Source organism: Leucobacter chromiireducens, from assembly GCF_003917135.1.
GTDB lineage: Bacteria > Actinomycetota > Actinomycetes > Actinomycetales > Microbacteriaceae > Leucobacter > Leucobacter chromiireducens_A.
Map to the genome: position 1 here is coordinate 1 of NZ_RPDI01000031.1, position 22,923 is coordinate 22,923.

Consider the following 22,923-nt stretch of genomic DNA (forward strand, 5'->3'; position numbering starts at 1 on the left):
CAGAGGTTGCCGAACAGCAGGAAGAGGCCCCAGCCGATCAGGCCGAGCTGGAACAGCACGAGCACGAAGTCGCCCTCGCCGAAGGTGATGGCCCCGATCGCGCCGAAGAAGATCATCAGGCCGTTGCCGATCAGGAAGCCGACGACGCACGCGATGACGGCCTGCCGCCCGCTGCGCGCGAACCGCGTCCAGTTGGGGGCCTGCGTGCCCGCCGACACGAAGGTGCCGACCACGGTGGTGACCGCGACGGCGAGCGTCATCTGCCCGCCCGGTTCGATCGCGGCGAGGCCGGCCCAGCCGCCCACCTCCTCGAGCGAGCGGAACATCACCCAGAACGCGAGGATCAGGATCAGCGGCGTCGAGATGAGCGATACCCAGTACATGCCGCGGTAGCCGTACACCGCGGTCGCGCACATGAGCGCGCTGACCACCACCATCACGACGGCGCGCGGGCCGAAGCCGTCCCACTCGAACGCCTGCGCCGTGAGCTCGCCAATCGTGCCGACCACCACGCCGTACCAGCCGATCTGCGTGCCGCCGAGCAGGATGGACGCGAGCTTCGAGCCGCGGGTGCCGAGCGTGTAGCGCGCCATCACGACCGTGGTGAGGCCCGTGCGCGCGCCGATCCAGCCGAGCACCGCAACGTACGCGCCGAGCACGAGCGAGCCGACCGCGATGACGACGAGCAGCTCGCGCAGCCCGAACGCCTCGCCGAGCGCGGCCCCCGCGAGCATCGTCGGGGTGAACACGGTGAAGCCGAGCAGCACGACCATTAGGGAGAAGAACCCCTTGCGCGCGTTCCGCGGCACCGGCGTGACCGGGTAGTCGGGGTCGATCACCGCTGCCGCCCCGGCCTCCGCGCCGGCCTCGGTCAGCTGCGTGTCCTGCGCGGCCTGGCCAGACGCGATGTCCCGGCTCACGCGCGGGGCTCGATGCCGGCGGCCGCGGTGCCGAGCTCGGCGGTCTCCACGCCGATGTCCTCGGCCCAGATCTCCGGCCGCTCGTCCATCATGCGCCGCATGAGCCCGCGGCAGATGTCGTCGTCCGCGGCGATGAGCTCAACGCCGTTGCTGCGCAGCCACGCCTCGGAGGCCTCGAAGCTGTCGCTCTCGCCGATCACGATGCGCGGGATGTCGTAGAGGATCGCGGTGCCCGCGCACATGGTGCAGGGCGACAGGGTCGTGTAGAGCGTGCACTCCCGGTACACGCTCGCCGGCAGCCGCCCGGCGTTCTCGAGGCAGTCGGTCTCGCCGTGGCGGATCACGCTGCCCTGCTGCACGCGGCGGTTGCGCCCCACCGCGAGCACGCGGTCGCCGTCCGGGCCGTGGTGCACGAGCGCGGCGCCGATCGGCACACCGCCCTCGTCCCACCCGATCTGCGCCTGCTCGATCGCGAGGTCGAGGAAGCTGCGGTCGGCGTCTGAGAGGGGTGCTGGGGTGTTCACTGCCATAGCCAAAATCGTATCGCGCGCCGTGTGCCCCGGGTCGCACCGATCCGGGGCACACGGCGCGCGATCTCACTCGGCGGCTGGCTCGAGTTCCTGCTCACCCGCACGCTCACGCGCGGCCGCGCGGCGCGCCATCATGCGGTTGCGGATCGCGAAGCCGAGCACCAGCAGCAGCATGCCGTACAGCACGAGCACGATGGGGCCCTGGAGCAGCACCGAGAAGTCGCCGTTCGCGCTCATCGCAGCGTCGCGCAGGCTCGTCTCGGCGAGCGGGCCGAGCACCATACCGATGATGAGCGGTGCGATCGGGTAGTCGAGCGCGCGCATCAGGAAGCCGACGATGCCGATCCCGAGCAGCATGAGCAGATCGAACACGGAGCCCGACGTCGCGTAGATGCCGAACGCGCAGAACACGGTGATCCCGGCGTAGAGGTACGGCCGCGGGATGAGCAGCAGCTTCGCCCACAGCATCGCGAAGGGCAGGTTGAGGATCAGCAGCACGATCATCGCGATGAAGAAGCTCGCAAGCAGCGCCCACACGAGCTCGGGGGCTCGCTCGAACAGCAGCGGCCCGGGCTGCAGACCGTACTGCCGGAACGCCGCGAGCATGATCGCCGCGGTCGCGGAGATCGGGAGGCCGAGCGCGAGCAGCGCGCCCATCGCCATGCCCGTGGTCGAGTTGCCAGCCGCCTCGGGTGCGGCGAGGCCGCGGATCGCGCCCCTGCCGAACTGCGGGGAGCTGCGGCGCGCGTCCAGGCGCTTCTCCACGCCGTAGGCGAGGAAGGTGGGGATCTCGGAGCCGCCGGCGGGGATCACACCGAACGGGAGCCCGATCGCCGTGCCGCGCAGCCAGGCAGGCGTCGCCTCGCGCAGCTCGCGGCGCGACAGCCACGGCCGGCCGGCCGGCCGGATCATGCCGCGGTTCGACACGTGCCGCTCCAGGCAGGCGACGTAGATCACCTCGCCGAGCGCCAGCACCGCGACCGTCACGGTGACGAGCGAGATGCCGTCGAACAGGTTCGGGGAGTCCATCGTGAAGCGCGGGGCGCCGGAGACGCCGTCGATGCCGATGACCGCGATCCCGAGCCCGATGAACAGGGACGCGAGCCCCTTCACCGGGTTGTCGGTGACGACTGTCGAGGTTGCGGCGAACGCGAACACCGCGAGCGCGAAGAACTCGGCCGGGCCGAAGCGTGTCGAGAAGTCGGCGAGCACCGGTGCGAGGAACACGACCACAATCGAGGCGATGAAGCCGCCGATGAACGCACCGATGGCCGCCGTCGCGAGCGCCTGCGCCGCGCGGCCGTTGAGCGCCATCTTGTGGCCCTCAAACGTTGACGCGATCGCGGACGCTTGCCCCGGGGTGTTCATCAGGATCCCCATCGTGGAGTCCCCGAACAGCCCGCCGAAGTAGACGCCGGCGAACATGATGAAGGCTGCGGTCGGCTCAAGCGAGAACGTGACCGGCAGCAGCAGGGCGACGGCCATGGAGGAGCCGAGCCCCGGCAGCACGCCGACGGCGGTGCCGAGCAGGCAGCCGACGAGCACCCAGACCAGGTTTTGCCAGGTGAGCGCGCCAGCGAAGCCCTCAAGGAGCAGGTGCAAGGTATCCATGTCAGAACTCCCAGCCGAGCACGCCGGACGGGAGCGACATCCCGAGCGTGAGGTCGAATGCGATGTAGATGATCGAGCTCACCGTGAGCCCGACGATGAGGCTGGCGAGCGGTCGGCGCAGCCCGAACGCGCGCGCAACGCACCAGAACAGCAGCCCGGCCGCGATGATCCAGCCGAGCACCGGCAGCAGCAGCGCGAAGCCGATGAACGGCAGCACCACCCAGGCGAGCGAGCGCCAGTCGACGCGCACGGGAGCACCGGCCGCTGCCGGATCCGCCGCTGCCGGATCCGCCACGGCCGCGCGCCGCCACTCGCGCAGCGCGCCGAGCGCGCGGAGCACGGCGAACAGCAGCAGCCCGGCCGCGATGATGCCGGGGAAGAAGCGCGGGCCGGGGAACGCCGTGCCCTCCGGCACCCGCATCGTGAGGTTGCCGACCAGGAGGTACGCGGCGAACCCGACGAGCAGCGCCGGCATGATGAGCTCCTTGAGCAGCGCGGCGCGGCGGCCACGACCGGCGGCGAGCTGGATCTCCTCGCCAACGACCGCGGACATCGCGGTGGGGTTGTTCGTCGGCATCACTGCCCCATCTCCTCATACAGGCGGGTGATCCGCGCGTGCTCCTCGGCGAGGAACGGGGCGACATCCGCCCCCGTGATGACCTGCTCGGTCCAGTAGTACCTGGCGACCGCCTCGCTCCACTCCGGCGTCGCGATCGTGTCCTCGATGAGCTCGGTGAGCTCCCCGGTCTCCTCGTCGGTGATCCCGGCGGGGGCCGCGAGCATGCGCCAGTTCGCGAGCGTCACGTCGTAGCCCTGCTCGCGCGCGGTGGGGATGTCGATCCCGGCGACGGGCTCGTCAGCCACGAGCGCGAGGGCGCGCAACCTGCCCGACTCGATCTGGTCGATGTTGTCCGGGTAGCCGCCAGCCGCGGCGTGCGCGGTGCCGTTGAGCAGCGCGGCGACCGCCTCACCGCCACCGTCGGAGGAGATGTACGTCGTCTCCACCGGGTCGATCCCCGCGGCGAGCGCGAGGTCGGTGACCACGAGCTGATCGAACGAGCCGCCGCCGGTCCACGGCACCGCTGCCGGGTTCTCCCGCCACGCGGCGAGGAGGTCCTCGAGCGTCTCGTGCGGCGAGTCGGCAGGCACCACGATCACGTCGTACTCCTCGAAGAGCACGGCGAGCGGGGTCACGTCGTCGAGCGTCGCCGCCGAGTCGTACTGGATCGTGGCCGCGAGCAGCCCGGTGCCGCCAACGAGCATCGTGTTCGCGCGCCCCTCGAGCCGCGACATGTTGCCGAGCGCGATGGTGCCACCGGCGCCAGGCATGTTGACGACCTGCACGTTCGCGGCGAGCCCGTTGGCGCGCTGCGCCTGCTGCATCTCGCGCGCGACCGTGTCCCAGCCGCCGCCTGCGGCAGCCGGGGCGATGATCGTCAGCGAGGAGTGGATGTCCTGCCCGGCCGCGGCCGAGCTGATCGATCCGAACGAGGCGACGCCGATCGCGGCGGCCGCGATCGTGCCGCCGATGATCCGCAGCGCGGTGCGCCGGCCGGGTGAGCGGCTCGGCGCCGAAGCGCCATCGGTGTGGTGCGGGGGCTGGGGCGCCCCCGTCTCGGGTGTCTCCACTGCTATCACTCCTTTGTGAGGGCGCACGTGCGCCGCGGTGTGCCACACACGTTCGCAGACCACGGGACCGACACCCCCGAGATCCGGCTTTGTGCTCATAGATGCTCACGGGGAGCGTGTCGGGGTCCGCCGCGCGGTCTAGACTGTGTCGGCGACAAGGAGGTTGCCCGAATGATGCGAGGAGTGACGCCGGCCGGCGCGCGGCTCGCGATGCTGTTTCTTCCGACCGTCATCGTCTTCGCGGCGGTCGCCGTCACCGCGAGCATCGCGTTCACCGTGCAGGAGCGCAGCATCCGCGACGCCACGGGCGAGCGCGTCACCGATGTCGCGTTGAGCCTCGCCGAGCTCACCCAGGTGCGCGACGTGCTCGCGCAGGCGCACGACGACTTCCCCGCGGCGATGGCCGAGCTGCAGCCGCTCGCGACCGTCGTGGAGCGCGCGGCCGGCGTCGACTACGTGGTCATCTCCGACGAGGAGGGCATCCGGGTGACCCACCCGACGCCGTCGGAGCGCGGCAAGCCGGTGTCGACCGACAACACCTCGGTGCTCGCTGGCGAGATCTACCTGGGCACCGAGACCGGCACGATCGGCATGACGATGCGCGCGAAGGTGCCGGTGCGCGACGACGCCGACGAGGTGATCGGCGTGCTCTCGGTCGGGATCCTGGAGAGCCGGATCGCCGCCGACTCGGCGCAGGCGGTCAGCCGGCTGCTGCCCTGGGTGATCGGCGCGCTCGTGGTCGGCACGCTCGCGAGCTCGACCATTGCGGCGCTCCTCGAACGCCGGTTCCGCCGGCTCGACGAGGCCGCGCGCGACACGGCGGAGCTGCGCCGCTCTGCCGCGGCGCTGCGCGAGCAGTCGCACGAGTTCACCACGCGACTGCACGTGATCCACGGGCTCATCTCGCACGGTGACGCCGATGATGCGCTCAGCTACATCGCGGGCGTGACCCCGGTGACGACGGGCGGCAGCGACGACGCGCTGAGCGAGCAACCGCTGCTGCGCGCCACGCTCGACGTACTGCGCGCGGAGCTCGGCGCGCACGGCGCACGGCTCGACGCCGAGGTGCTCGTGGAGTCGGTGGTCGACGAGGAGGTGACGCTCGTGCTCGCGAACCTGTGCCGCAACGCTGGCGAGGCCGGGGCGACCGTCGTGCGCTGCGCGCTCGTCGAACGCGCCGGTGTGTTCGTCGGCGAGGTGGCGGACAACGGCGCTGGCGTGGCGACGCACGACGCTGACCGGGTGTTCGCACGGGGCGTCTCGACGAAGCGCGATCCCTCCGGGCTGGGGCGCGGGATCGGCCTCGACCTCGTGCGCCGCACCGTCGCGAAGCGCGGCGGCAGCGTGGAGCTCGGCCGCGCGGAGCTCGGCGGCGCGCGGTTCCGCTTCGAGATGGCGGTGCTCTCGTGACCGCGGGGCAGGAGCGCGGGAGCGCGGCGGCCGTCGGCCCGGTTCCCGAGGGGATCCGCGTGCTCGTCGTCGACGACGACGCTGGCGCCCGCTCACTCCACGCGCGCTTCGTCGCCGGCGCCGAGGGCTTCGCGCTCGTGGCGGCCGTCGGCACCGGGCGGGCGGCGGTGGCGCACGGACTGCACGGCGGCATCGACCTCGTGCTGCTCGACATGCGGCTGCCAGACATCAGCGGCGTCGAGGTGCTGAATCGGCTGCGCACGCTCGGCGCGCACTCCCCCGACGTGCTCGTGATCAGCTCATCGCAGGATCGCGTGACGGTGCGCCAGGCGCTCGCCGGGCAGGTGGTTGGCTACCTCGTCAAGCCGTTCACCGCTGACGCGCTGCACGCCAGGCTCGCGGCGTACCGCGCCGAGTACCGCGCGCGCGGTGAGGAGGTGGCGGCACGCGAGCTGCCGCTCGGCCAGGGCGAGATCGACCGGCTGCTGTCGACTGGGCGCATTGGGCTGCCTGGCGGGGCGGATGCCGCCGGGCAGGCAGGCGGGTCGGGCGGAGCGAGCGGGCCGGGCGCGGGTGCCCCGCTCCCCAAGGGCATCTCGCCCGTCACGCTCGACCGAGTGCTCGCGGCGCTCGACCCGGTCGCGCCGACGACCGTCGCGGCGCTCGCCGCGCAGTGCGCGATCTCGGTGCCGACCGCCAGGCGCTACCTCGACCACCTGGTCGAGGCTGGCGCGATCGACCTCGCGCACCGCTACGGGAAGCGCGGCAGGCCGGAGGTGCTCTACCGGCTGGTCCCGCCGCCGGAGGGCTAGTCGCCGGACAGGACGCAGACCGCGGTCGGCGTGGCGATCGGGATCCGGATCGGGTCGGACGGGAGGCCGTCCCGCCACGCGAACACGGTGAGGTCGTCGGAGTCCTGGTGCGCGACCCACAGGGTTTCGCCGTCCGGGGAGAACGCGAAGTGCCGCGGATTGTCGCCGCGCGAATCAACGGTCGCGCGCTCGGTGAGCTCCCCGTCCGCGGCGATCGCGTACACCGTCAGCGAGTTGTCGCCCCGGTTCGCGAGCACGGCGGCGGTGCCGGCCGGGTGCACCGCGACCTCCGAGGGCACCGGGCACGCGCGGCCCAGGCCCGGCCCGGCGACCGTCTGGCGCACGCGCAGCCCCGCCCGCGCGTTCCCCGGCGCATCGCTCACCTCGAGCACGGTGATCCCGCCGCTGCCCTGGTTGCTCACGAGCACGGCCCCCGACGTCGGGTGCCGCGCGAGATGGCGCGGGCCCGTGCCCGGCGGGAGCGGCAGCACGGCGCGCAGCTCCGCCGCCTCGCGCGCGGGGTCCCAGCGCAGGAGCGCGATGAGGTCCCTGCCGCAGTCGGCGACGAGCAGGTGCACGCCGTCCGGCAGCACGAGCACGGCGTGCGGACGGGAGCGCTTGTCGCCGCGATCCCAGCCGTCGCCGCGTTCCGGCAGCGTGATCGTCGCGGCGAGCCTGGCGGGGTCACCCGCGGCGTCACACGCAATCGCCGCCACCGTGCCGCCGTGATAGTGGCTCACGAACGCCACGCCGGGGGTGAGCGCGACGTGGCACGGCGCATCGCTGCCCGTTGCGACGCGGGCGGGCGCCGCCTGGCTCGGCCAGCCGTCGGTGTTGGCTCCGGTGTTTGCCGCGAAGCGGAGCAGCTCGCCGCCGCGCTCCGGCTCGGTGATCGCCCACACGGCGCCGTCCGCGGCGCGAACGAGAAACGACGGGTTCAGCTCGGCCGCGGCCCAGCCGACGACGGCCCCAGGGTGCCCCGCCGATCCAGCACCGAGGTCGATCCCGATCAGGCCGTCTCCGTGCGCTCCCGGCGCACCGGCCCAGGGCGAGGGGGCGGAGTAGGAACCGATGAGCGCGCGCACGCGGCCACTGTAGCGCGCTAGACCCCGATACCGCCGAACACGAGGCGCGCAGCGATCACGAGCATCACGACCGCGACGATCCAATCGAGGATCTGCCACGAGCGCGGCGTCGCGAAGAACCTGGTGAGCGCCCGCGCGCCGTAGCCGAGGAGGAAGAACCAGGCGAGGCTCGCGAGCGCGCCGCCCGCCGCGAACCACCAGCGCCCCGGGTCGCCCTGCGCGTTGCCGATCGAGCCCATGAGCACCACGGTGTCGAGGTACACGTGCGGGTTCAGGAACGTGATCGCGAGGCAGGCGAGCACGGTGCGCTTCAGCGATCCAGCGCCCGCTCCCTCCGCGACGAGCACCGCCGGCCGCATCGCGCGCCGCGCCGCCGACCACGCGTACCAGAGCAGGAAGGCGACCCCGCCCCAGCGCACGATCTCGAGCGCGAGCGGTGCGCGCTCGATCACGAAGCCAATGCCGGCGACCCCGAGCGTCTCGAGCAGCGCGTCGGTGAGGCCGCAGATGAGCACGACCGGGAGCACGTGCTCGCGTCGGATCCCCTGCCGCAGCACGAACGCGTTCTGCGCGCCGATGGCCACGATGAGGGAGAGGCCGCTGCCGATACCGACGAGGAGGGGAAGGATCATGCTTCGACGTTAGGGCGTGAGGATCGCCCCCTCCAAGTTGAGCGTGCCTGTATATTCTGATGCACCATAAGCATTGCTTCATGTACGTTCGAGGGTGCGCTGGCGCGGAGGCCGGTGCGTGCGCTCGCCACACCGTCAGACGCCGCACGGAAGGAACCACGTGGAATTCCCCATCGAGCACCTCGCGACATTCACCGCCGTCATCGACGAGGGCAGCTTCGAGGGCGCAGCGCGCCGGCTGCACATCACCCCCTCAGCCGTGAGCCAGCGCGTGCGCGCACTCGAGGAGCGCGTCGGCTCCGTGCTCGTGCAGCGCACGCGCCCCGTGACCATCACCGAGGCGGGGGCCGCGGTGCTGCGCGCCGCGCGGCAGATCGCCCGGGTCGCGGACGACGTGGCCGCCGAACTCGGGGCCGGGCCCGCCGCGGGCACGCTGCTCCCCATCGTGGTGAACGCCGACTCGCTCGCCACGTGGGTGGTGCCAGCGCTCGCCCGCGCCGCGCGCGAGACCGGCGCGCGGTTCGAGGTGCTCCGCGCAGACGAGACGATTTCGACCGAGCAGTTGCGGCGGGGCGCCGTCATGGCGGCGCTCACCTCCACGAGCGACCCGGTGCCCGGCTGCACGTCGACCCGCGTCGGCACCGACCGCTACCATGCGGTCGCGAGCCCCGCGTTCGTTGCCGAGCACTTCCCCGACGGACTCACCGCCGACGCGCTGCGCCGCGCGCCCTCCGTCGACTTTGACCGGCACGACGCGTTCCAGCAGCGCTTCCTCCGCAAGATCACGCGCGCCGAGGTGCACCCGCCGCGCCACTTCATCCCGTCGTCCGCGGAGTTCGCGCACGCCGTCGAGCTCGGCATGGGGTGGGGCATGCTCCCCGTGCGGCAGTGCACCGAACCGATCGCCGCCGGCCGCATGGTCGACCTCGCGCCGGCCGCGGCGATCGAGCTGCCGCTCTACTGGCAGCGGTGGAAGCTGCGCTCCCCCGTGCTCGACGCGTTGTCGCGGGTGATCGCGGAGGAGGCGGCGGCCGCGCTGGGGTAGCTGGGGTGCTGGCCGGCGGCTGCGTGGCCGCCCCTGGCGCGCGAGCTGCGCGCGCCGCTGCGGCCGCCCCGCCCGCCCAACGCAAGCGATTCGGCATATCCAAGCCCGAAACTCAATTCTGGACTTGGCTTGGCCGATTCGCTGGGACTCGGAATGGAGTGGGGTGGCCGGGCAGGCGTGCAGCGCCCGCCCCCAGCAACTTTGCGTGGGCTTTGCGCCACTTCCCCGAAACCAAACTGCCCCTTTCCCCAACAAAGTTCGTGAGGGTTGCAGGGCAGCACCCCGCAGCTGCTGGTCAGGGCTTCCAGGTCAGAGACGCTCCCGGAGGCGTCGGACCTCGTCCCGGGCTCCCTCAACGGGATCCACCGCCCCCGCAGCATGCGTACCCGAGGCCTGATCGACAGCGAGCTCGTGCGTGAGCTCGAGCACCGCCTTGCGCCAGTGCCGGCGTGCGGATTTCTGACGATGGTGGTGGCCGGCCCGAATGAACCGCTTCCGCGCCTTCCGATGAACGACCGCCTCGACCTCGTCAGCTGACATGAGTCCCGCGGCGACCTCGGGCGCAAGGATGTCACGCATGAACTGCGCCTCGGTGGGCAACGCCAGCCGGAACGCCACCGAGATGAGCACCATCCCGGCAATGGTCGCCGCACACAGCACGAGGATCATCACGGCACCGTTGCCACCCGCGAGTCCGGCAGCATCGTCCCACGCGAAGTGCAGCACGACCCCCGCGAGCACAAACAGTGCGCCACGCACGATCCTGCGCGGTTGCGCGACAGTTCCGATGAGATAGACCACACCGCTGCACACGAGTGCGCTGAAGAGCGGGTGCGAGATCGCGCTCGTTGCGATCCGGAGCACGGAGGTTTGCACCACGCTCGTGTCTGGGCTCACGCTGAACGCAACAAACACCGAGTTCACGGCATACAGGAAGTCCTCGAACACCGCGAACCCCAGCCCGATGAACGCGCCGATGAGCAGCCCGTCATTCGCGGTTCGCACGAGCCTCGGTGCGAGGCCCATGATCAGGAGGAATCCACAGAGCTTTGCGGTTTCCTCAGTGAAGGGAGCAATGAGGCCGGCCGCCCAGTTCGCCGCCCACTCCTGACCGAAGAGCTTCGGGTAGATGTTGAGCAGCGCGGAGTTCACCGTCAGAGCGATACCGAACGTCGCTGGCAGGGCGCCCCACACCAGCGCCGCAACGACCACGCCGAGCGGCTGACGTTCCCAGCGGTCGATGTGGTGGAACCACCACCCCCAGCAGAGTCCCGCGAGCGCCACGAGCACAGCGCCGACCGCGAAGCTCTCGGCGAAGAACCCCGCCTTCGGCGCAACGTAGCTCCACATTGTGGCCGCGCCGACACCGGTGATGGCGACGAACACCCAGAAGCACAGGTTGCGCGGCTGGAAGAACTCGAACTTGGCACCCCAACCGGACTGCTCGATCGCGGCAGCTCGCCGGTGCTCGAGCTCAGCGGGCGATGCCGCGTGCTCGGATGAGACGGTGGTGGTGTTCCTCATGATTCTTCGCCTCCCTGGACCTCGCTGATGCTCGCAACGGTGTGCTCGATCGCCCCGCTGAGCGCGCGAACCTGGGCCGACGGTCCGGTCACCGTCGCCGTGACTCCGGAGTCGCCGAGCACGAACGCGAAGATCTGCCCATCGCCGGCTAGGCCGGCAAAGGCCTGCCTGACACCGGCGACTCCGGCGCTCGTAGCGGTCGGCGCCACGCCCCCGTGCGCACGGAAACTTGGATCCTGAGTGCGCTCCGTCACCAGCTCAACCTGCGCAAGGAGCTCAGCGGGCGTCCCCGAGAACGTGTCGGCGGTGAGGTCAATCGTCACGCCGGACGAGACGAGGCGAGCAGCGCCGTTGGGCTCACGGCTGTCACCGGCCACCCGGTAGCCTGCTTCGAGATTCCACCCGGGGACCGGGGTCACGACAATCGTGTCTGACAGCGCCAGCTGGTCCCCGGCGACGATCGGATCGCTCCACGGGATGCTGCGGTCGATGCGCGGCACTACAACAGTGAGGACAACGAACACGGCGACGACAACGAGCGCGAGCGGCAAAGAAGCCCGGTCAAACCAGAGCAATCGGCGGTCCACGGGCGGCCGCTCGCGGCCGCGTGTGACGAGTGATTTCATGCGCTCCCCTGTACGTCGATCGCGGCGCGCCCATCCCAAGCGCTGCAAGAACTCTACTGCGTGCGCCCTCCCGGTGGACCGGCCCCGCTCCAAGTTCCCGAGCTCCGTTCCCCGGCCCAGTTCCCCGCCCCCGCTCCCCAGCAACTTTGCGTGGACTTTGCGCCGCTTCCCCCGAGCCAAACCGCCCCTTTCCCCAACAAAGTTGGGGAAAGGGGCGGTTGCGGGCCCGGGACGCGGGGGCCGGGGCTGGCCCGGATCCGGGCGGGCCCGGGGGGGGCGGGCGACTAGCCGCCGAAGCTCACGTAGCCCGCAATCAGGTAGGCGACGAACGACAGCGCCGCCGCGAGGCCAGCGTAGGGCAGGATCGACAGCATCAGGTTGAGCGGCTTCACCCCAACCGACTTCGAGGCGAGGATGATGCCGTCGCCGTAGAGGCAGGTGGTCGAGCCGAGCGCCGCGCCGGAGAAGACGGCGGTCCCGGCGAGCACCGGATCAACGCCAACCGCGATCGCGAGCGGCAGCACGACGGGCGTGATGACCGCAGCGAGATCCCAGAAGGCCCCCGTCGCGTACGCGTAGACGCCGCACACGAGGAACACGATCGCGGGCAGCAGCGCCCCGTGCATCACCGGCTCGGTTGCGCCGATGACCCACTCGGCGAGCTGCAGGTCGAGGTTGATCTGCTGCACCATGAACGCGAGGACGAACAGCACCATCACGTAGCCCATGCTCGTGATACCCTCGAACGCGTGATCGAGCACGCCCTTCAGGGTGATGCGGCGCTGAGCGACATAAAGGATCAGCGCGACGACGACGGCCGCGGCGGCACCCTTCACGATGTCGACCTCGGTGAGCACCGTGACGGCGACGAGCGTCGCGATCGGGATCAGGAAGTTGAACGGGAGCGGGCGGGCGCTCTCCGCGCCGTCCTCGGCGAGCTCGAACGCGCGCTCCTCCGGGGTGAGCCCCTCGGGGAGCGTGTCCCCGGTGCGCTCCACGCGCAGCTGCTCGCGCTTCAGCGGGCCGACGAGCGGCAGCACGCCGAGGGCGAGCAGCAGGCCGATGATGAGCGCGAACCAGCCGAAGAACACCGTCGGCAGGCCGGCGAGGTACGCGCCGAAGCCCGAGCCGTTGACGGTGACGCCGTCCTGCTCGAGCAGCGCGGCGAAGAACACCGCCCACGTCGAGAACGGGATGATGACGGCGATGGGGGCACTCGTCAGCTTCACGATCGAACCGACGAGGGTGCGCGGCACGCCGTACCGGTCGGTGACGCGCTTCATCGACGTGCCGACGGTGAGCGCGTTGAGGTAGTCATCGATGAACAGGGCGACGGTCAGCAGCCACGTGAGCAGCAGTGACTTCCGCCGGGAGTTCACGAAGCGCTCGGTCCAGCGCGCGAAGTCGCTCACCGCGCCGGAGGCGTTGAAGTACGCGATGAGGATCCCGAACAGCACGACGACGAGGACGAGCCAGTGCACGGTCTCGTTGGTGAGCGAGGCGCCGAAGGTGCCGACGAGCGTGTCGAAGAACCCCCACCCGCCGATCAGGATCGCGCCGACGACCGCGCCGGAGAGGAGGCCGAGCAGGGCGCGTTTCGTGAGCACCGAGACGGCGAGCACGGTGAGGACTGGCAGCAGCGCCAGTGCAGTGTTTTGGACCACGGTGGCCTTTCGATGGGTGGACGGCGCGACGGCGCCGGGAACGGAGGGAGCGGGCGGTGCTAGCCCTCGTGAGAGGTGTGCAAGCCGTCGAGGTAGGTGGCCAGCACGGGGAGTTCGGCGAGATCATCGCCTGAGGTCTCGAGCGGATCCTCGGCCCACACGGCGAGGTCGGCGCGCGCGCCGGGGCGGATCACACCCAGGTCGTCGTCGCCCTGCGCGAGCGCAGCGCCGCGCGTGTAGCCGTGCAGCGCCTCGGCGGCGGTGAGCCGCTCGGCGGGTTCGTAGACGAAGGCGTCACGCGCGCCTGGCGCGCGGCGCAGCATCGCCCAGGCGAGGCCGACGCGCGCGTCGAGGTCGGCGATGGGCCAGTCCGAGCCGAGCGCGAGGGGTGCGCCGGCGCGCAGCAGGCTCCCCGCCGCCCAGGCCCGGGCGGCGCGCACCGGCCCGAGCCGGCGCGCCCACTCGTCGCTGCCGTCAGCGATCCGCCACTGCAGGTGCGGCATCTGGAGGGAGGCGGTGATGCCGGTCTCGGCGAGGCGGGCGAGGTCGCGGGGGTCGAGCGTTTCGAGGTGTTCGATGCGGTGGGGCACGCCAGAGCGCGCGCGCCCGCCGACGGTCTCGTACGCGGTGATGGTCTCCCCGACCGCCCGGTCGCCGATCGCGTGCGTCGCGATCTGGAATCCCGCTGCGTGGAACTCCTGCACCGCTGCGACGAAGTCGGCCTGGTCCGGCCAGAAGCCGTGCAGGCCATCGCCGTCGGCGTCCGACTCGTAGAGCCAGCCGGCGCCGGTGTCGATCACGCCGTCGGCGTAGAGCTTGATGACGCCGCCGCGCCAGCGGTTCCCTGCCCGGTCGCGCTGCGCGGCGATGACCGCGCGCTCCTCGGCTGAGTAAGTGGGCTTCACGTCCATGGCGCTCACGATGCGCACGGGCAGGCCGAGGCCGGTGGAGTCGAGCGCCTCGAGCAGGTCGAGCGTCTCGGAGTTGCCGTCCATAATGGTGCCGCCGGTGAGCCCGGAGCGGCGCATCCGCGCGAACGTCGCGCGGGCGGCCTCGAGGGTCTCGTCGCGGCTCGGTTTCGGGGCGATGGCGAGGATGGGCTGGTAGGAGCTGTCCTCGCGAAGTTCTCCCGTTGGGGCGCCCGCGCCGTCGACGATGATCTCGGAACTGTCCTCGAACGCGCGTGCGCCGGTGATGCCCGCGCGGCGCAGCGCCTCAGTGCTCGCGAGCGCGGTGTGGAAATCGAAGAAGAAGAGCATCGCCGGCACGCCACCGACTGCGTCGTCGATCAGCGCGGCGGCGAGTGGCGCGCCGTCGAACACCGCGTAGTCGAGGTTCCATGCGCGCACCCAGCCGTCGCTCGTCTCGCGGCGCACGCGAGCGGCCTCTGCGGCGAGCGCGTCGCGCAGGCCGGCGACGTCGCGGATCCGGCCAAGGTCGATGCCCTGGCAGAGTTCGACGCCCTGGATGGGGTGGAGGTGCGCGTCGATGAGGCCCGGGGTGATGGTCGCACCGTGCGCGTCGTCGATGCGGGTGTTCGCGCCGCGGAACGCGTCGGCGATCTCCTGCTCCTCGCCGACTCCGAGGATGCGCCCGTCGGAGATGGCGATCGAGCGCGGTGCCTGGACGGCGTCCCCCTCGGTCATGGTGTGCACGCGCGCACCAGAAATGATCAGCTCGGCGCTCTTGCTCGGCACGGCGTCCTCCCCCGGGGTGTCATGAGACCCCGTATCCTCGAGAGTGACGCGGAGCACCATCAATTTACGCAGATTCAATAAGCAATGCAAACACCGCGGCACAAAGGGGTTCCATGACTTCGGTGCCTGAGGCACGCAGGCCAGCCGGGCGACCGCGCACCGCGGTGCTCTCGCACGAGCGCATTCTCACCGCCGCGTTCGAGCTCGCGGACGTGCGCGGTGCCGACTTCACGCTCGCCGCGCTCGCACGCAGGCTCGAGGTCCGCCCCTCCGCGCTCCACCACTACTTCGCGGGTAAAGACGAGCTCATCGCCGGTATGCGCGGGCAGCTGACCGCACGCATCGGCGATCACGGCTTCGACGCGCTGCCGTGGCACACCGCGATCGTGCCGTGGGCCCGCGCGTACCGCGACACCTTCGGCGCGCACCCTGGCATCATCGCCGCGCTCGCCACCCTGCCGGTCGCCGACGAGCCCGAGTCGATCGTCGACTACGAGCGGATCGCCGCGGCGATGCGTCGCGACGGGTACCCGCAGCACCGCATCGTCCCGGCCCTCGTCGCCATCGAGTCGTTCATCATCGGCTCCGCGCTCGACTCCCTCGCGCCGGATGACAACCTGCGGCCCACCAGCAACGCCGGGATCGCGCCGGCGCTCACCGCGGCCGAGCTCGCGGCGCGCGCGCACGCGAACGCGCAGGGGCGGAGCGCGGCCGAGGAGACCTTCGAGTTCGGTCTCGCCGCGCTGATCGCAGGGATCCGCGCGGCGGGCGGCAACGCCGCCGCGAGCGACGAACCAGCCGCGCCCACCGCACACGATGCGGCGCGGAGCGTGTCGAACTGATGCTCGGCGTCTTGCAGGGCTTTGCGCTGATCCTCGGCGTGATCGGGGCGGGGTACCTCGCAGCGCGGTTCGGCGTCGTGCGCGGCGAGGAGCGGCGCGTGCTCAACAACGTCGCCTTCTTCGTCGCAACACCGGCGCTGCTGTTCGCGGTGCTGCACGACAGCGACCCCGAGATCATCTTCTCGCCGGTGATCCTCGTGACGAGCCTGTCGGCGCTCGTCGTCGCTGGCCTCTTCGTCCTCGCCTCGCGCCTGTGGTTTCGCCGTGACCTCGCCGCAACCACCCTCGGCGCCACCTGCTCCGGATACGTCAACTCGAACAACCTTGGCCTCCCGGTCGCCGTGTACATCCTCGGCGACGCCGCGTACGTCGCCCCGCTCCTGCTCGTGCAGCTCGTCGTGTTCGCCCCGGCGGTGCTCGCGATTCTGGAGACGACGCGCGGCAACCAGCGCGGCGCGCTCGTCGCGCTCGGCCGAGCGGCATCGAACCCGATCATCCTCGCGTCCATCGCTGGCCTCATCGTCGCCCTAATCGGCGCGCCGGTGCCCGAGCTCGTGCTCGCGCCCGTCGAGATGATCGGCGGCGCCGCGATCCCGATGGTGCTGCTGAGTTTCGGGATGTCGCTCCGCGGCCAGCGCGCACTGCAGCCGGGCACCGGCCGCGCCGCGGTGTTCACGGCGTCCGGACTGAAGGTGCTCGCGATGCCGGCGATCGCGTGGGTGCTGGCGACCGCGTTCGGGCTGTCCCCCCACGAGGTCTTCGTCGCCACCATCATCGCGGCGCTGCCGACGGCGCAGAACGTCTACAACTACGCGGCGACCTATCGCCGTGCCGAGACCATGGTGCGCGACACGGTGTTCCTCACCACCTTCACCGCGCTCCCGGTCATCGCGGGGATCGCCTGGCTGCTCGGCGGCAACTGAGCCGCACAGCGGGGAATACCGCCGGTGAGCGGGACGTTACAGATGTCCGGGATGCGGCGTGGCCGCAGCCCACACCGCCCCCAAACTCGCAAGGAGATCCATCACGTGAGCCCGCGCACCGCACAGACCAGCGCCCCAGTCCTCGACACCCTCGCCGAGCGCTGGAGCCCCCGCGCTTTCGACGCCGACCACTCGTTCCCCGAGGGGGCGCTGCGCGGCATCTTCGAGGCAGCCCGCTGGGCGCCGAGCGCCAACAACTCCCAGCCCTGGCGCTTCATCCTCGCCCGCCGCGGCACCGAGCACTTCGCCGCGATCGAGGAGACGCTCGCCGGCTTCAACCGCATGTGGGCCGGCAGCGCTGGCGCGCTCGTCGTCAACGTCGCCGAGGTGGCGAACGCTGAGGGCGCGCCCCAGCCGTGGGCCGAGTACGATCTGGGCCAGGCCGTCGCGCACCTCACCGTGCAGGCGCACGCCGAGGGCTTCCACGTGCACCAGATGGGCGGCTTCGACCGCGACGCGATTCGCGCGGCCTTCGGGCTCGAGGCCCGCTTCGAGCCGGTGTCGGTGATGGTGATCGGCGCGATCGGCGATGCCGAGCAGCTGCCCGAGCCGCTGCGCGAGCGCGAGCTGGCCCCCCGCACGCGCATCGAGCTCGAGGAGCTCTTCATCGCGCGCGACTAGCCGACGCGCACGCACGAGCGCTCAGGTGGGGCGGGCTCCCCGGTCCACCTGAGCCGCCGCCGGCAGCGCCGACGGCAACTCCGGCGGCAACGCCGGCTACTCGGTGTCGAGCGTGACGGCGCCAGGCAGGTCTTCGAGGCGCAGCGCGCGCACCAGCTCGGCCGCGTGCACGGTCGAGAGGATCACGCGGGAGAACGCGTCGAACTCGCCAACCCAGCCGCGATCCTCCGCGGTCTCCGGCGCTGGCTCGAGGTCGATGATCACCGCGTCGCGGCCCTTCCTCGCCAGCACGAAATCGCGGCCGGTGAAGCTGCGCCAGGTCCCGGACGCGAGCGTCCCTGGCACGTGGCTGCCCGAAGCACGCACGCCGCGGAGCCACACCCACGGATCCTCCGTGATCACCGCGGAGGTGATGGCGGAACGATCGAGCGTGATGTCCCTGCGCCGGAGCGCAGCCACTCGTTCCGCACGGGTGAGCCGGATCACCACCCGGTCTTCGTGCACCTCAACGCGCGCCATGGCTCAGTCCAGCATGTCGCTCTGGTCGATGACCGACTCGACGGTCTCGATCAGCGCGCGCTTCAACGCGTAGTCAGGGTGGGCGGGATCGTCGGCGTCCGCGGGGAGACCGAGCGCAGCGGCCTCCTCGAGCGTGTTGACGCCGACGCACGCGACGATGGTGTTCTCAGGCAGGTTCGGGAACTGCTCGGCGACCTCCTGCGCGATCTTCGCCGAGGCGACGAGGAGCGCGTTGATGCGACCGGACTCGATGTCCTCGCGAATATGCACGGACGCCGGCACCCCGACGGTGCGGAACGCGAGCACCTGGGTGACGTCGTGGCCCCGATCGATGAGGCCCTCGGTGAGCACGGGGATCGCGACGTCGGAGCGCAGCGTCAGCACTTTGAGCACCTCGCCAGTGTCGACCTCCGACCACTCGTCGAGGAGCGCGTGCGTGCTGTTCTCCGCCTCCGGCGTGCGCGTGATGTGGTAGCCAGCGTCGCGGAACGCGACCGCGGTGGCTTCGCCGACGATGGCGACATTGGTCTCAGCGGGGATCACCGCGTTGTGGTGGGTCAGTACGTCAGCAACCGTCGAGCTCGTTGCCGTCATCCAGTCGAACTCACCGGCCTCGAGCCGCTTCAGCGCCTCGACGAGCTTCTCTTCCTCACTCGTGTGAGCAAAGTCCACGAGCGGTGAGGTGACGGTATGGGCGCCCTGCTCGCGCAGGGCCTTCGAAACTAAATCCCCCCAGGTGCCGCCGCGGGGAATAAGAACCCGCAGCCCACTGAGCGGTTTTGCCTCTGACGACATAGACCCCACTCACTTGACGACAATACGAATGACCAACTACTGAGTCGCTGACGGACCTTCAAACTGGTCGCGCACGGAAAACCGATATCCCCTATTCTCACCCCGACTCGCCCCGGAAGCAAAATGAGGGCCGAGCTGATCGGGAACGGAATGGAACTGTGACCTCGGATCCAGTCCGCGCGGGACCGAAGCCCGGGGGCTCAGCGCACCCGGCGCGAGACCGCTCGAGCGATGCCCCAGACCGCGAGCCCGGCCACCACCGCAATACCCGCGATGCCGGCGGCGAAGCCGAGCGGGTTCCGCTCCTTCTCCGCGGCGATGCGCCGCTTGGCGTCGGCAACCGAATCGTCGATGCGCTGCGCGTAGTTCAGCCGGCCCTGCAGCTGCGAGAGGGTGTCGTAGAGTTCGGTACGCGCCTGCGCTGCCTCAGCAACGCCCTGCTCACGATTCCAACCGCTCATCGCCAGTTTCCTTCCTCGCCGACGCGCGGCATCCGGTACTGCTCACCCTGACCGCTCGCGCCCGGCTTCCGCTCGCTCCCCGATCCGGATCCGGACCGCGGCGCACCGGGCTCGGGGATCGGCGAGGTCGCATTGAACCGCACCTCGCCCAGTGCCGACGCGTCGTCTCCGAGCCGACCGAGCGTCTCCTCGGGGACCGGGTTGCCACGCTTGATGAGCGCGATCCCGGCGAACACCGCGCCAGCTGCGAGGAGGAGCAGGAAGCCGGCAACCGCGAGGGCCGCAAGCCACCACGGCCAGACGAGAGCGAGCGCCGCGACCGCGGCCATCACGAGCGCCTGCAGCATGAAGAAGACGAAGAACAGCGCGACCGTGATCGCGCCGGCGCCGATGCCGGCCTTCTTCGCCTTGGACGCGACCTCGTGCTTCGCGTTCTCGTACTCGATCTTTGCGAGTGCCACGACCTGCTGCGGCAGGCGCGAGAGTAGCTCGAACGTGCCGGCCTGGTCCTTCTTGCGGCTCACTCCGCACCACCCGGTTTCACCGCGTGATCCGGTGCGGGTTGCTCCGCAAAGGGGGTCGAAGCTGGGCTGCTTGGTGCGCTCGTGTCGCGGGTCATCGCGGCGAACGCGCCCTTCCCGGCGCGCACCACGGTGGCGGTGAGCTGGTCAACGCGGCCCTGCGCGGCCTCGCGCACGACGCCGACGCCGCGCTGCACCGGCTCGGTGTTCCACACCGACTGCGCGCCGCGCTTGATCTGCTCGTAGCGTTCGCGGCCCGCGCGCGTGCCCAGCACGTATCCGACGGTCGCTCCAAGAACGAATGCGATCTTGCCCTTCATACTGCCTCCAGCCGAAGTCGTCCGGTGTTCCTGGCAAGCCTACTCCGGCTTCCCTGGCTCGTGCATACCGTTTGCGTCATATATGCAGAATTGGGTCAGTCTGCGATGCCGGCAAGGTGCCGCCGCAGCCGCACTGAGCGTGCCCTGGCGTCCGCGAGTGCCGCCGCGATGGCGCCGCCGTGGAGCCCGGCGCCCACCGGCAGGAGTTCGGAGCGCGCGGCGCACCACACGTCCAGGCGGTCCGCTGCGGCATCGCGACTCACGACCGTTGCATATGGCGCAAACGGCATCAATGTGTGCGCGGCGCCACGCGGCACGAAGCCGGCGGCCTCGACCGCCTCGCGAGCGCGCGCGGCGACGCTGGGCATCGCGGCGCGCTCGGGCTCACCTGCTGGGCCGGTCGCCCGCGCCAGCCACCCTGCGGCACCGCGGACGGCCCGCACGCTCCACTCGGCTCCGTCCTGCAGCGTGACCGTCCGCACCGCGGCGCTCCCCTGCAGCTCAGCGGGGAAGCCCGGGTCGTCGATGGTCAGTTCGCCAGCCGCGCGAACGTGCCCGACCCGCAACTCGGCGAGCTCGGGGATCGCGTCGACGGCGGTGCGCGCGTCGATCCCCACCACGATCGAGCGTGCGGTGAACTCGCCCGCGGCCGTCGCCTCCCCGCCCGGCTCAGCGTCGGCCGGGGTCTCCACCAGCCACCCGTCTTCTGCCTCGCGGATGCGCGTGGGAGCCGCGTCAGCGAACTCGACCCGGTAGAGCGCCAGGCGCGCGCGCAGCGCATCACGAAGCCCGGCCCAGCCGGCGTCCGGCAGCACGCGAGTTTCACGTGCAACACTGCGCTCCACCGTGTCGAGCGCCGCGCCGGAGAGCGTGCCGACCCGCGTCATCGCCTCGTTCAGGCCAGGCGCAATGATCGCGGCGTCGATCTGGTTCGGGTGCACGCCGTACGTCTCGCGCGCGAGCGGCTCGACGAGTCGCTCAAGCGCGGCCTCGCCCATGCGCGCGCGCACGAGCTCGCCAAACGAGTGCGTCTTCCCGATGGTGAGCACGGGCCGCACCCGGTCCAGCACCGCGCGCATGGCCCCGGCGGAGCCGAGCACCGCCATCGTGTCGGCGGCCATGGGCACCGCGGGAACGCCGCACACCGCCGGTTGGGGTGCGGGAACCCAGCGCTGCTTCGCGCCGCGCAGGAGCACCGGCGTCGGCTCGACCGTGCGGGGGGTCGCGCGCTGCTCGGCCGGATCGCCCGGCGTGATCGGCGCCGCGAGGTGCGTGAGAAACTCGTGCAGGTGCCCCTCGGGATCGAGCGCGCCGCCCTCGTCGCCGAGCAACTCCTGCCAGCCGGCACCGGCCTCGGCGCCCGGCGCCGGCACGACGCGCACGCTGAGCCCCACCTCGGCGAACTCGAGCGCCGCCGCGAGCTCGACGAGGCCATCGCCCACCACGCAGACGTCGATCACGCTGCGCCTCCCGTCCAGCCCTGCGGGGTGCCGGGCTGCGGGGCGGGCATCGGCGCAATCGGCACGGCGCGCTGCACGAGGTCGATGCGGGTGCGGCCGTGGCGATCACGCGAAACGACCCGGAGGGTGAGCCAGATGAACAGGCCCAGCCCGGCGATCTCGCCGATCAGGCTCCCCAGCCCGCCGCTCTCCGCCGTCTGCGCGGTGGACCCGCCGACGCCGGCCGTCATGAGCCCGAACGCGATCAGGTTGTTCACGACGTGGATCGCGATTGCGGCCTCGAGGCCGCCGGTGCGCCAGGTCAGCCACGCGGCGACGCCGCCCATGAGCCCCACCGCCGCCAGGCCCCAGAAATCATAGATGTGCGCGAGCGCGAAGCCGACGGTGGGGATCAGGATCGCGAACCACGGATTCTTCAGCCATGCGCCAAGCACCTGCATGAACAGCCCACGGAACACCACTTCCTCAGCCGTCGCCTGGAACGGCACGAGCACGATGATCAGCGCGAGCGACCACAGCGCTGCAGTGGCGTTGAACTCCGGCGTCTCCCCCGCCGCCGGCGTTGAGACGATCGTGGGGTCCAGGAGGATCTCCACGCCCATGCCCACCAGGTTCATTGCGATAACGGCGAGCACCGCCGCGCCGAACAGCTTGCCGAGCAACCCCCAGCGCATGCGCGCAGCAACCGACCAGACCCGGCCGACCGGGCGGGTCCCGAGCGAGAGCATCGCGAGGAGCACCGCAGGGATCATGATGATGATCGACACCATGCTGAGCGCGACGGACACCGGGCGCTGCGTGTCGATGATCTCAGCGGCGCCGGTGGCGACATCGGTGAAGTAGCTCGGGTCGAACACCATCCCGATCGGGATGAAGATGAAGGTGATGAGCACGGTGAGCACGCCGAAGTAGACCCCGGAGAGCAGCAGGAGGAGGAGCGGCTTCCACCAGGTGTAGCCCTGCACCCCGCGCAGCAGGCGGTGGTACTCGAGCGGCTCAGTCTCCACGGTCTGCAGCTGCACCGCCGGCTGCGCCCACGCGTACTGCGGCTGGGCCGGCTGCCCGGGAACCTCCGCCGCCTGCTGCCACTCGGGCGCTGGCTGCGCGCCGGGCGCGGGCTCGGCGGGGTGCGGCTGGGAGGGATGCTCCGGTCCGGTGCTCGTCATGCCTCCCATTCTCCCACTTCTCCCCTGGGCGCTCGGGGAAATCCCGGAAC

Annotated in this window: 24 protein-coding genes; 6 read left to right on the top strand and 18 right to left on the bottom strand. The window is 71.2% G+C overall.

Annotated elements, in window-relative coordinates; translation table 11 throughout:
* The 5 genes from EGM46_RS12430 to EGM46_RS12450 all read right to left on the bottom strand — a co-directional run.
* Positions 1 to 920: cytosine permease (locus EGM46_RS12430; protein WP_241156324.1), on the bottom strand; the 920-nt coding region annotated here is incomplete at its 3' end.
* Positions 917 to 1,450: a nucleoside deaminase gene (locus EGM46_RS12435; RefSeq protein ID WP_125100463.1), complete on the bottom strand. Its 534-nt coding sequence runs from the start codon at positions 1,448 to 1,450 to the stop codon at positions 917 to 919. The genes EGM46_RS12430 and EGM46_RS12435, both read right to left, overlap by 4 nt.
* 66 nt (positions 1,451 to 1,516) lie before the next feature.
* Positions 1,517 to 3,061, bottom strand: coding sequence for a tripartite tricarboxylate transporter permease (locus tag EGM46_RS12440; protein WP_125100464.1), 1,545 nt, complete (start codon positions 3,059 to 3,061; stop codon positions 1,517 to 1,519).
* Position 3,062: 1 nt separating this feature from the next.
* Positions 3,063 to 3,638, bottom strand: coding sequence for a tripartite tricarboxylate transporter TctB family protein (locus EGM46_RS12445; RefSeq protein WP_125100465.1), 576 nt, complete (start codon positions 3,636 to 3,638; stop codon positions 3,063 to 3,065).
* Entirely contained in the window at positions 3,638 to 4,690 is a 1,053-nt protein-coding gene (locus tag EGM46_RS12450) for a tripartite tricarboxylate transporter substrate binding protein (protein ID WP_431194085.1), read from the bottom strand. Before EGM46_RS12450 ends, EGM46_RS12445 begins: the two co-directional genes overlap by 1 nt.
* A gap of 171 nt (positions 4,691 to 4,861) precedes the next feature.
* On the opposite strand from EGM46_RS12450, the gene EGM46_RS12455 reads away from it, so the two are divergent.
* On the top strand, positions 4,862 to 6,100 hold the full coding sequence (locus tag EGM46_RS12455; RefSeq protein ID WP_206427572.1) for a sensor histidine kinase: 1,239 nt from the start codon (positions 4,862 to 4,864) through the stop codon (positions 6,098 to 6,100).
* Complete coding sequence (locus tag EGM46_RS12460; protein WP_206427573.1) at positions 6,097 to 6,912, top strand: response regulator; 816 nt, start codon at positions 6,097 to 6,099, stop codon at positions 6,910 to 6,912. Before EGM46_RS12455 ends, EGM46_RS12460 begins: the two co-directional genes overlap by 4 nt.
* Here the strand turns inward: EGM46_RS12460 and EGM46_RS12465 are convergent.
* Entirely contained in the window at positions 6,909 to 7,997 is a 1,089-nt protein-coding gene (locus EGM46_RS12465; RefSeq protein ID WP_164512898.1) for a lactonase family protein, read from the bottom strand. The genes EGM46_RS12460 and EGM46_RS12465 overlap by 4 nt on opposite strands.
* 17 nt (positions 7,998 to 8,014) lie before the next feature.
* A complete protein-coding gene (gene lysE, locus EGM46_RS12470) occupies positions 8,015 to 8,629 on the bottom strand; it encodes an L-lysine exporter (RefSeq protein ID WP_125100468.1) in 615 nt (204 codons plus the stop codon).
* Between the two features lie 160 nt (positions 8,630 to 8,789).
* Here lysE and EGM46_RS12475 point away from each other — a divergent pair, with 160 nt between their 5' ends.
* Positions 8,790 to 9,674: a LysR family transcriptional regulator ArgP gene (locus EGM46_RS12475; protein WP_125100469.1), complete on the top strand. Its 885-nt coding sequence runs from the start codon at positions 8,790 to 8,792 to the stop codon at positions 9,672 to 9,674.
* A gap of 309 nt (positions 9,675 to 9,983) precedes the next feature.
* Here the strand turns inward: EGM46_RS12475 and EGM46_RS12480 are convergent, their stop codons facing one another.
* The 4 genes from EGM46_RS12480 to EGM46_RS12495 form a co-directional block, all read right to left on the bottom strand.
* Complete coding sequence (locus tag EGM46_RS12480; protein ID WP_125100470.1) at positions 9,984 to 11,198, bottom strand: PrsW family intramembrane metalloprotease; 1,215 nt, start codon at positions 11,196 to 11,198, stop codon at positions 9,984 to 9,986.
* The gene (locus EGM46_RS12485; RefSeq protein WP_125100471.1) at positions 11,195 to 11,824 is read right to left on the bottom strand and encodes a hypothetical protein; all 630 of its coding nucleotides are present in this window, start codon (positions 11,822 to 11,824) and stop codon (positions 11,195 to 11,197) included. Before EGM46_RS12485 ends, EGM46_RS12480 begins: the two co-directional genes overlap by 4 nt.
* Positions 11,825 to 12,108: 284 nt before the next feature.
* Positions 12,109 to 13,488 carry a TRAP transporter large permease subunit gene (locus tag EGM46_RS12490; RefSeq protein ID WP_125100472.1) on the bottom strand — a complete coding sequence of 460 codons (1,380 nt, stop codon included), beginning with the start codon at positions 13,486 to 13,488 and terminating at the stop codon, positions 12,109 to 12,111.
* Between the two features lie 59 nt (positions 13,489 to 13,547).
* Positions 13,548 to 15,185 carry an amidohydrolase gene (locus EGM46_RS12495; protein ID WP_241156325.1) on the bottom strand — a complete coding sequence of 546 codons (1,638 nt, stop codon included), beginning with the start codon at positions 15,183 to 15,185 and terminating at the stop codon, positions 13,548 to 13,550.
* Positions 15,186 to 15,298: 113 nt separating this feature from the next.
* Here EGM46_RS12495 and EGM46_RS12500 point away from each other — a divergent pair, with 113 nt between their 5' ends.
* The 3 genes from EGM46_RS12500 to EGM46_RS12510 all read left to right on the top strand — a co-directional run bounded on the left by EGM46_RS12500 (position 15,299) and on the right by EGM46_RS12510 (position 17,631).
* Complete coding sequence (locus tag EGM46_RS12500; RefSeq protein ID WP_125100473.1) at positions 15,299 to 16,027, top strand: TetR/AcrR family transcriptional regulator; 729 nt, start codon at positions 15,299 to 15,301, stop codon at positions 16,025 to 16,027.
* Positions 16,027 to 16,950: an AEC family transporter gene (locus EGM46_RS12505; RefSeq protein WP_125100474.1), complete on the top strand. Its 924-nt coding sequence runs from the start codon at positions 16,027 to 16,029 to the stop codon at positions 16,948 to 16,950. The genes EGM46_RS12500 and EGM46_RS12505 overlap by 1 nt, the downstream gene beginning before the upstream one ends.
* A 105-nt stretch (positions 16,951 to 17,055) precedes the next feature.
* On the top strand, positions 17,056 to 17,631 hold the full coding sequence (locus tag EGM46_RS12510) for a nitroreductase family protein (RefSeq protein ID WP_241156326.1): 576 nt from the start codon (positions 17,056 to 17,058) through the stop codon (positions 17,629 to 17,631).
* A 96-nt stretch (positions 17,632 to 17,727) separates the two neighbouring features.
* Here the strand turns inward: EGM46_RS12510 and EGM46_RS12515 are convergent, their stop codons facing one another.
* From EGM46_RS12515 to EGM46_RS12545, 7 genes are all read right to left on the bottom strand, one after another.
* Positions 17,728 to 18,150, bottom strand: coding sequence for a hypothetical protein (locus EGM46_RS12515; RefSeq protein ID WP_125100475.1), 423 nt, complete (start codon positions 18,148 to 18,150; stop codon positions 17,728 to 17,730).
* Positions 18,151 to 18,153: 3 nt separating this feature from the next.
* On the bottom strand, positions 18,154 to 18,945 hold the full coding sequence (locus tag EGM46_RS12520) for a uroporphyrinogen-III synthase (RefSeq protein WP_125100476.1): 792 nt from the start codon (positions 18,943 to 18,945) through the stop codon (positions 18,154 to 18,156).
* Between the two features lie 200 nt (positions 18,946 to 19,145).
* The gene (locus EGM46_RS12525; RefSeq protein WP_125100477.1) at positions 19,146 to 19,406 is read right to left on the bottom strand and encodes a DUF3618 domain-containing protein; all 261 of its coding nucleotides are present in this window, start codon (positions 19,404 to 19,406) and stop codon (positions 19,146 to 19,148) included.
* Positions 19,403 to 19,930, bottom strand: a complete 528-nt coding sequence (locus tag EGM46_RS12530; protein WP_125100478.1) for a phage holin family protein — start codon at positions 19,928 to 19,930, stop codon at positions 19,403 to 19,405. The genes EGM46_RS12525 and EGM46_RS12530 overlap by 4 nt, the downstream gene beginning before the upstream one ends.
* Positions 19,927 to 20,247: a YtxH domain-containing protein gene (locus EGM46_RS15010; protein WP_241156328.1), complete on the bottom strand. Its 321-nt coding sequence runs from the start codon at positions 20,245 to 20,247 to the stop codon at positions 19,927 to 19,929. Before EGM46_RS15010 ends, EGM46_RS12530 begins: the two co-directional genes overlap by 4 nt.
* 95 nt (positions 20,248 to 20,342) lie before the next feature.
* Entirely contained in the window at positions 20,343 to 21,707 is a 1,365-nt protein-coding gene (locus EGM46_RS12540; protein ID WP_125100479.1) for a hypothetical protein, read from the bottom strand.
* Positions 21,704 to 22,873 (bottom strand): CPBP family intramembrane glutamic endopeptidase, encoded by a 1,170-nt coding sequence (locus EGM46_RS12545; RefSeq protein WP_125100480.1) that lies wholly within the window; start codon positions 22,871 to 22,873, stop codon positions 21,704 to 21,706. Before EGM46_RS12545 ends, EGM46_RS12540 begins: the two co-directional genes overlap by 4 nt.
* Positions 22,874 to 22,923 lie beyond the last annotated feature (50 nt).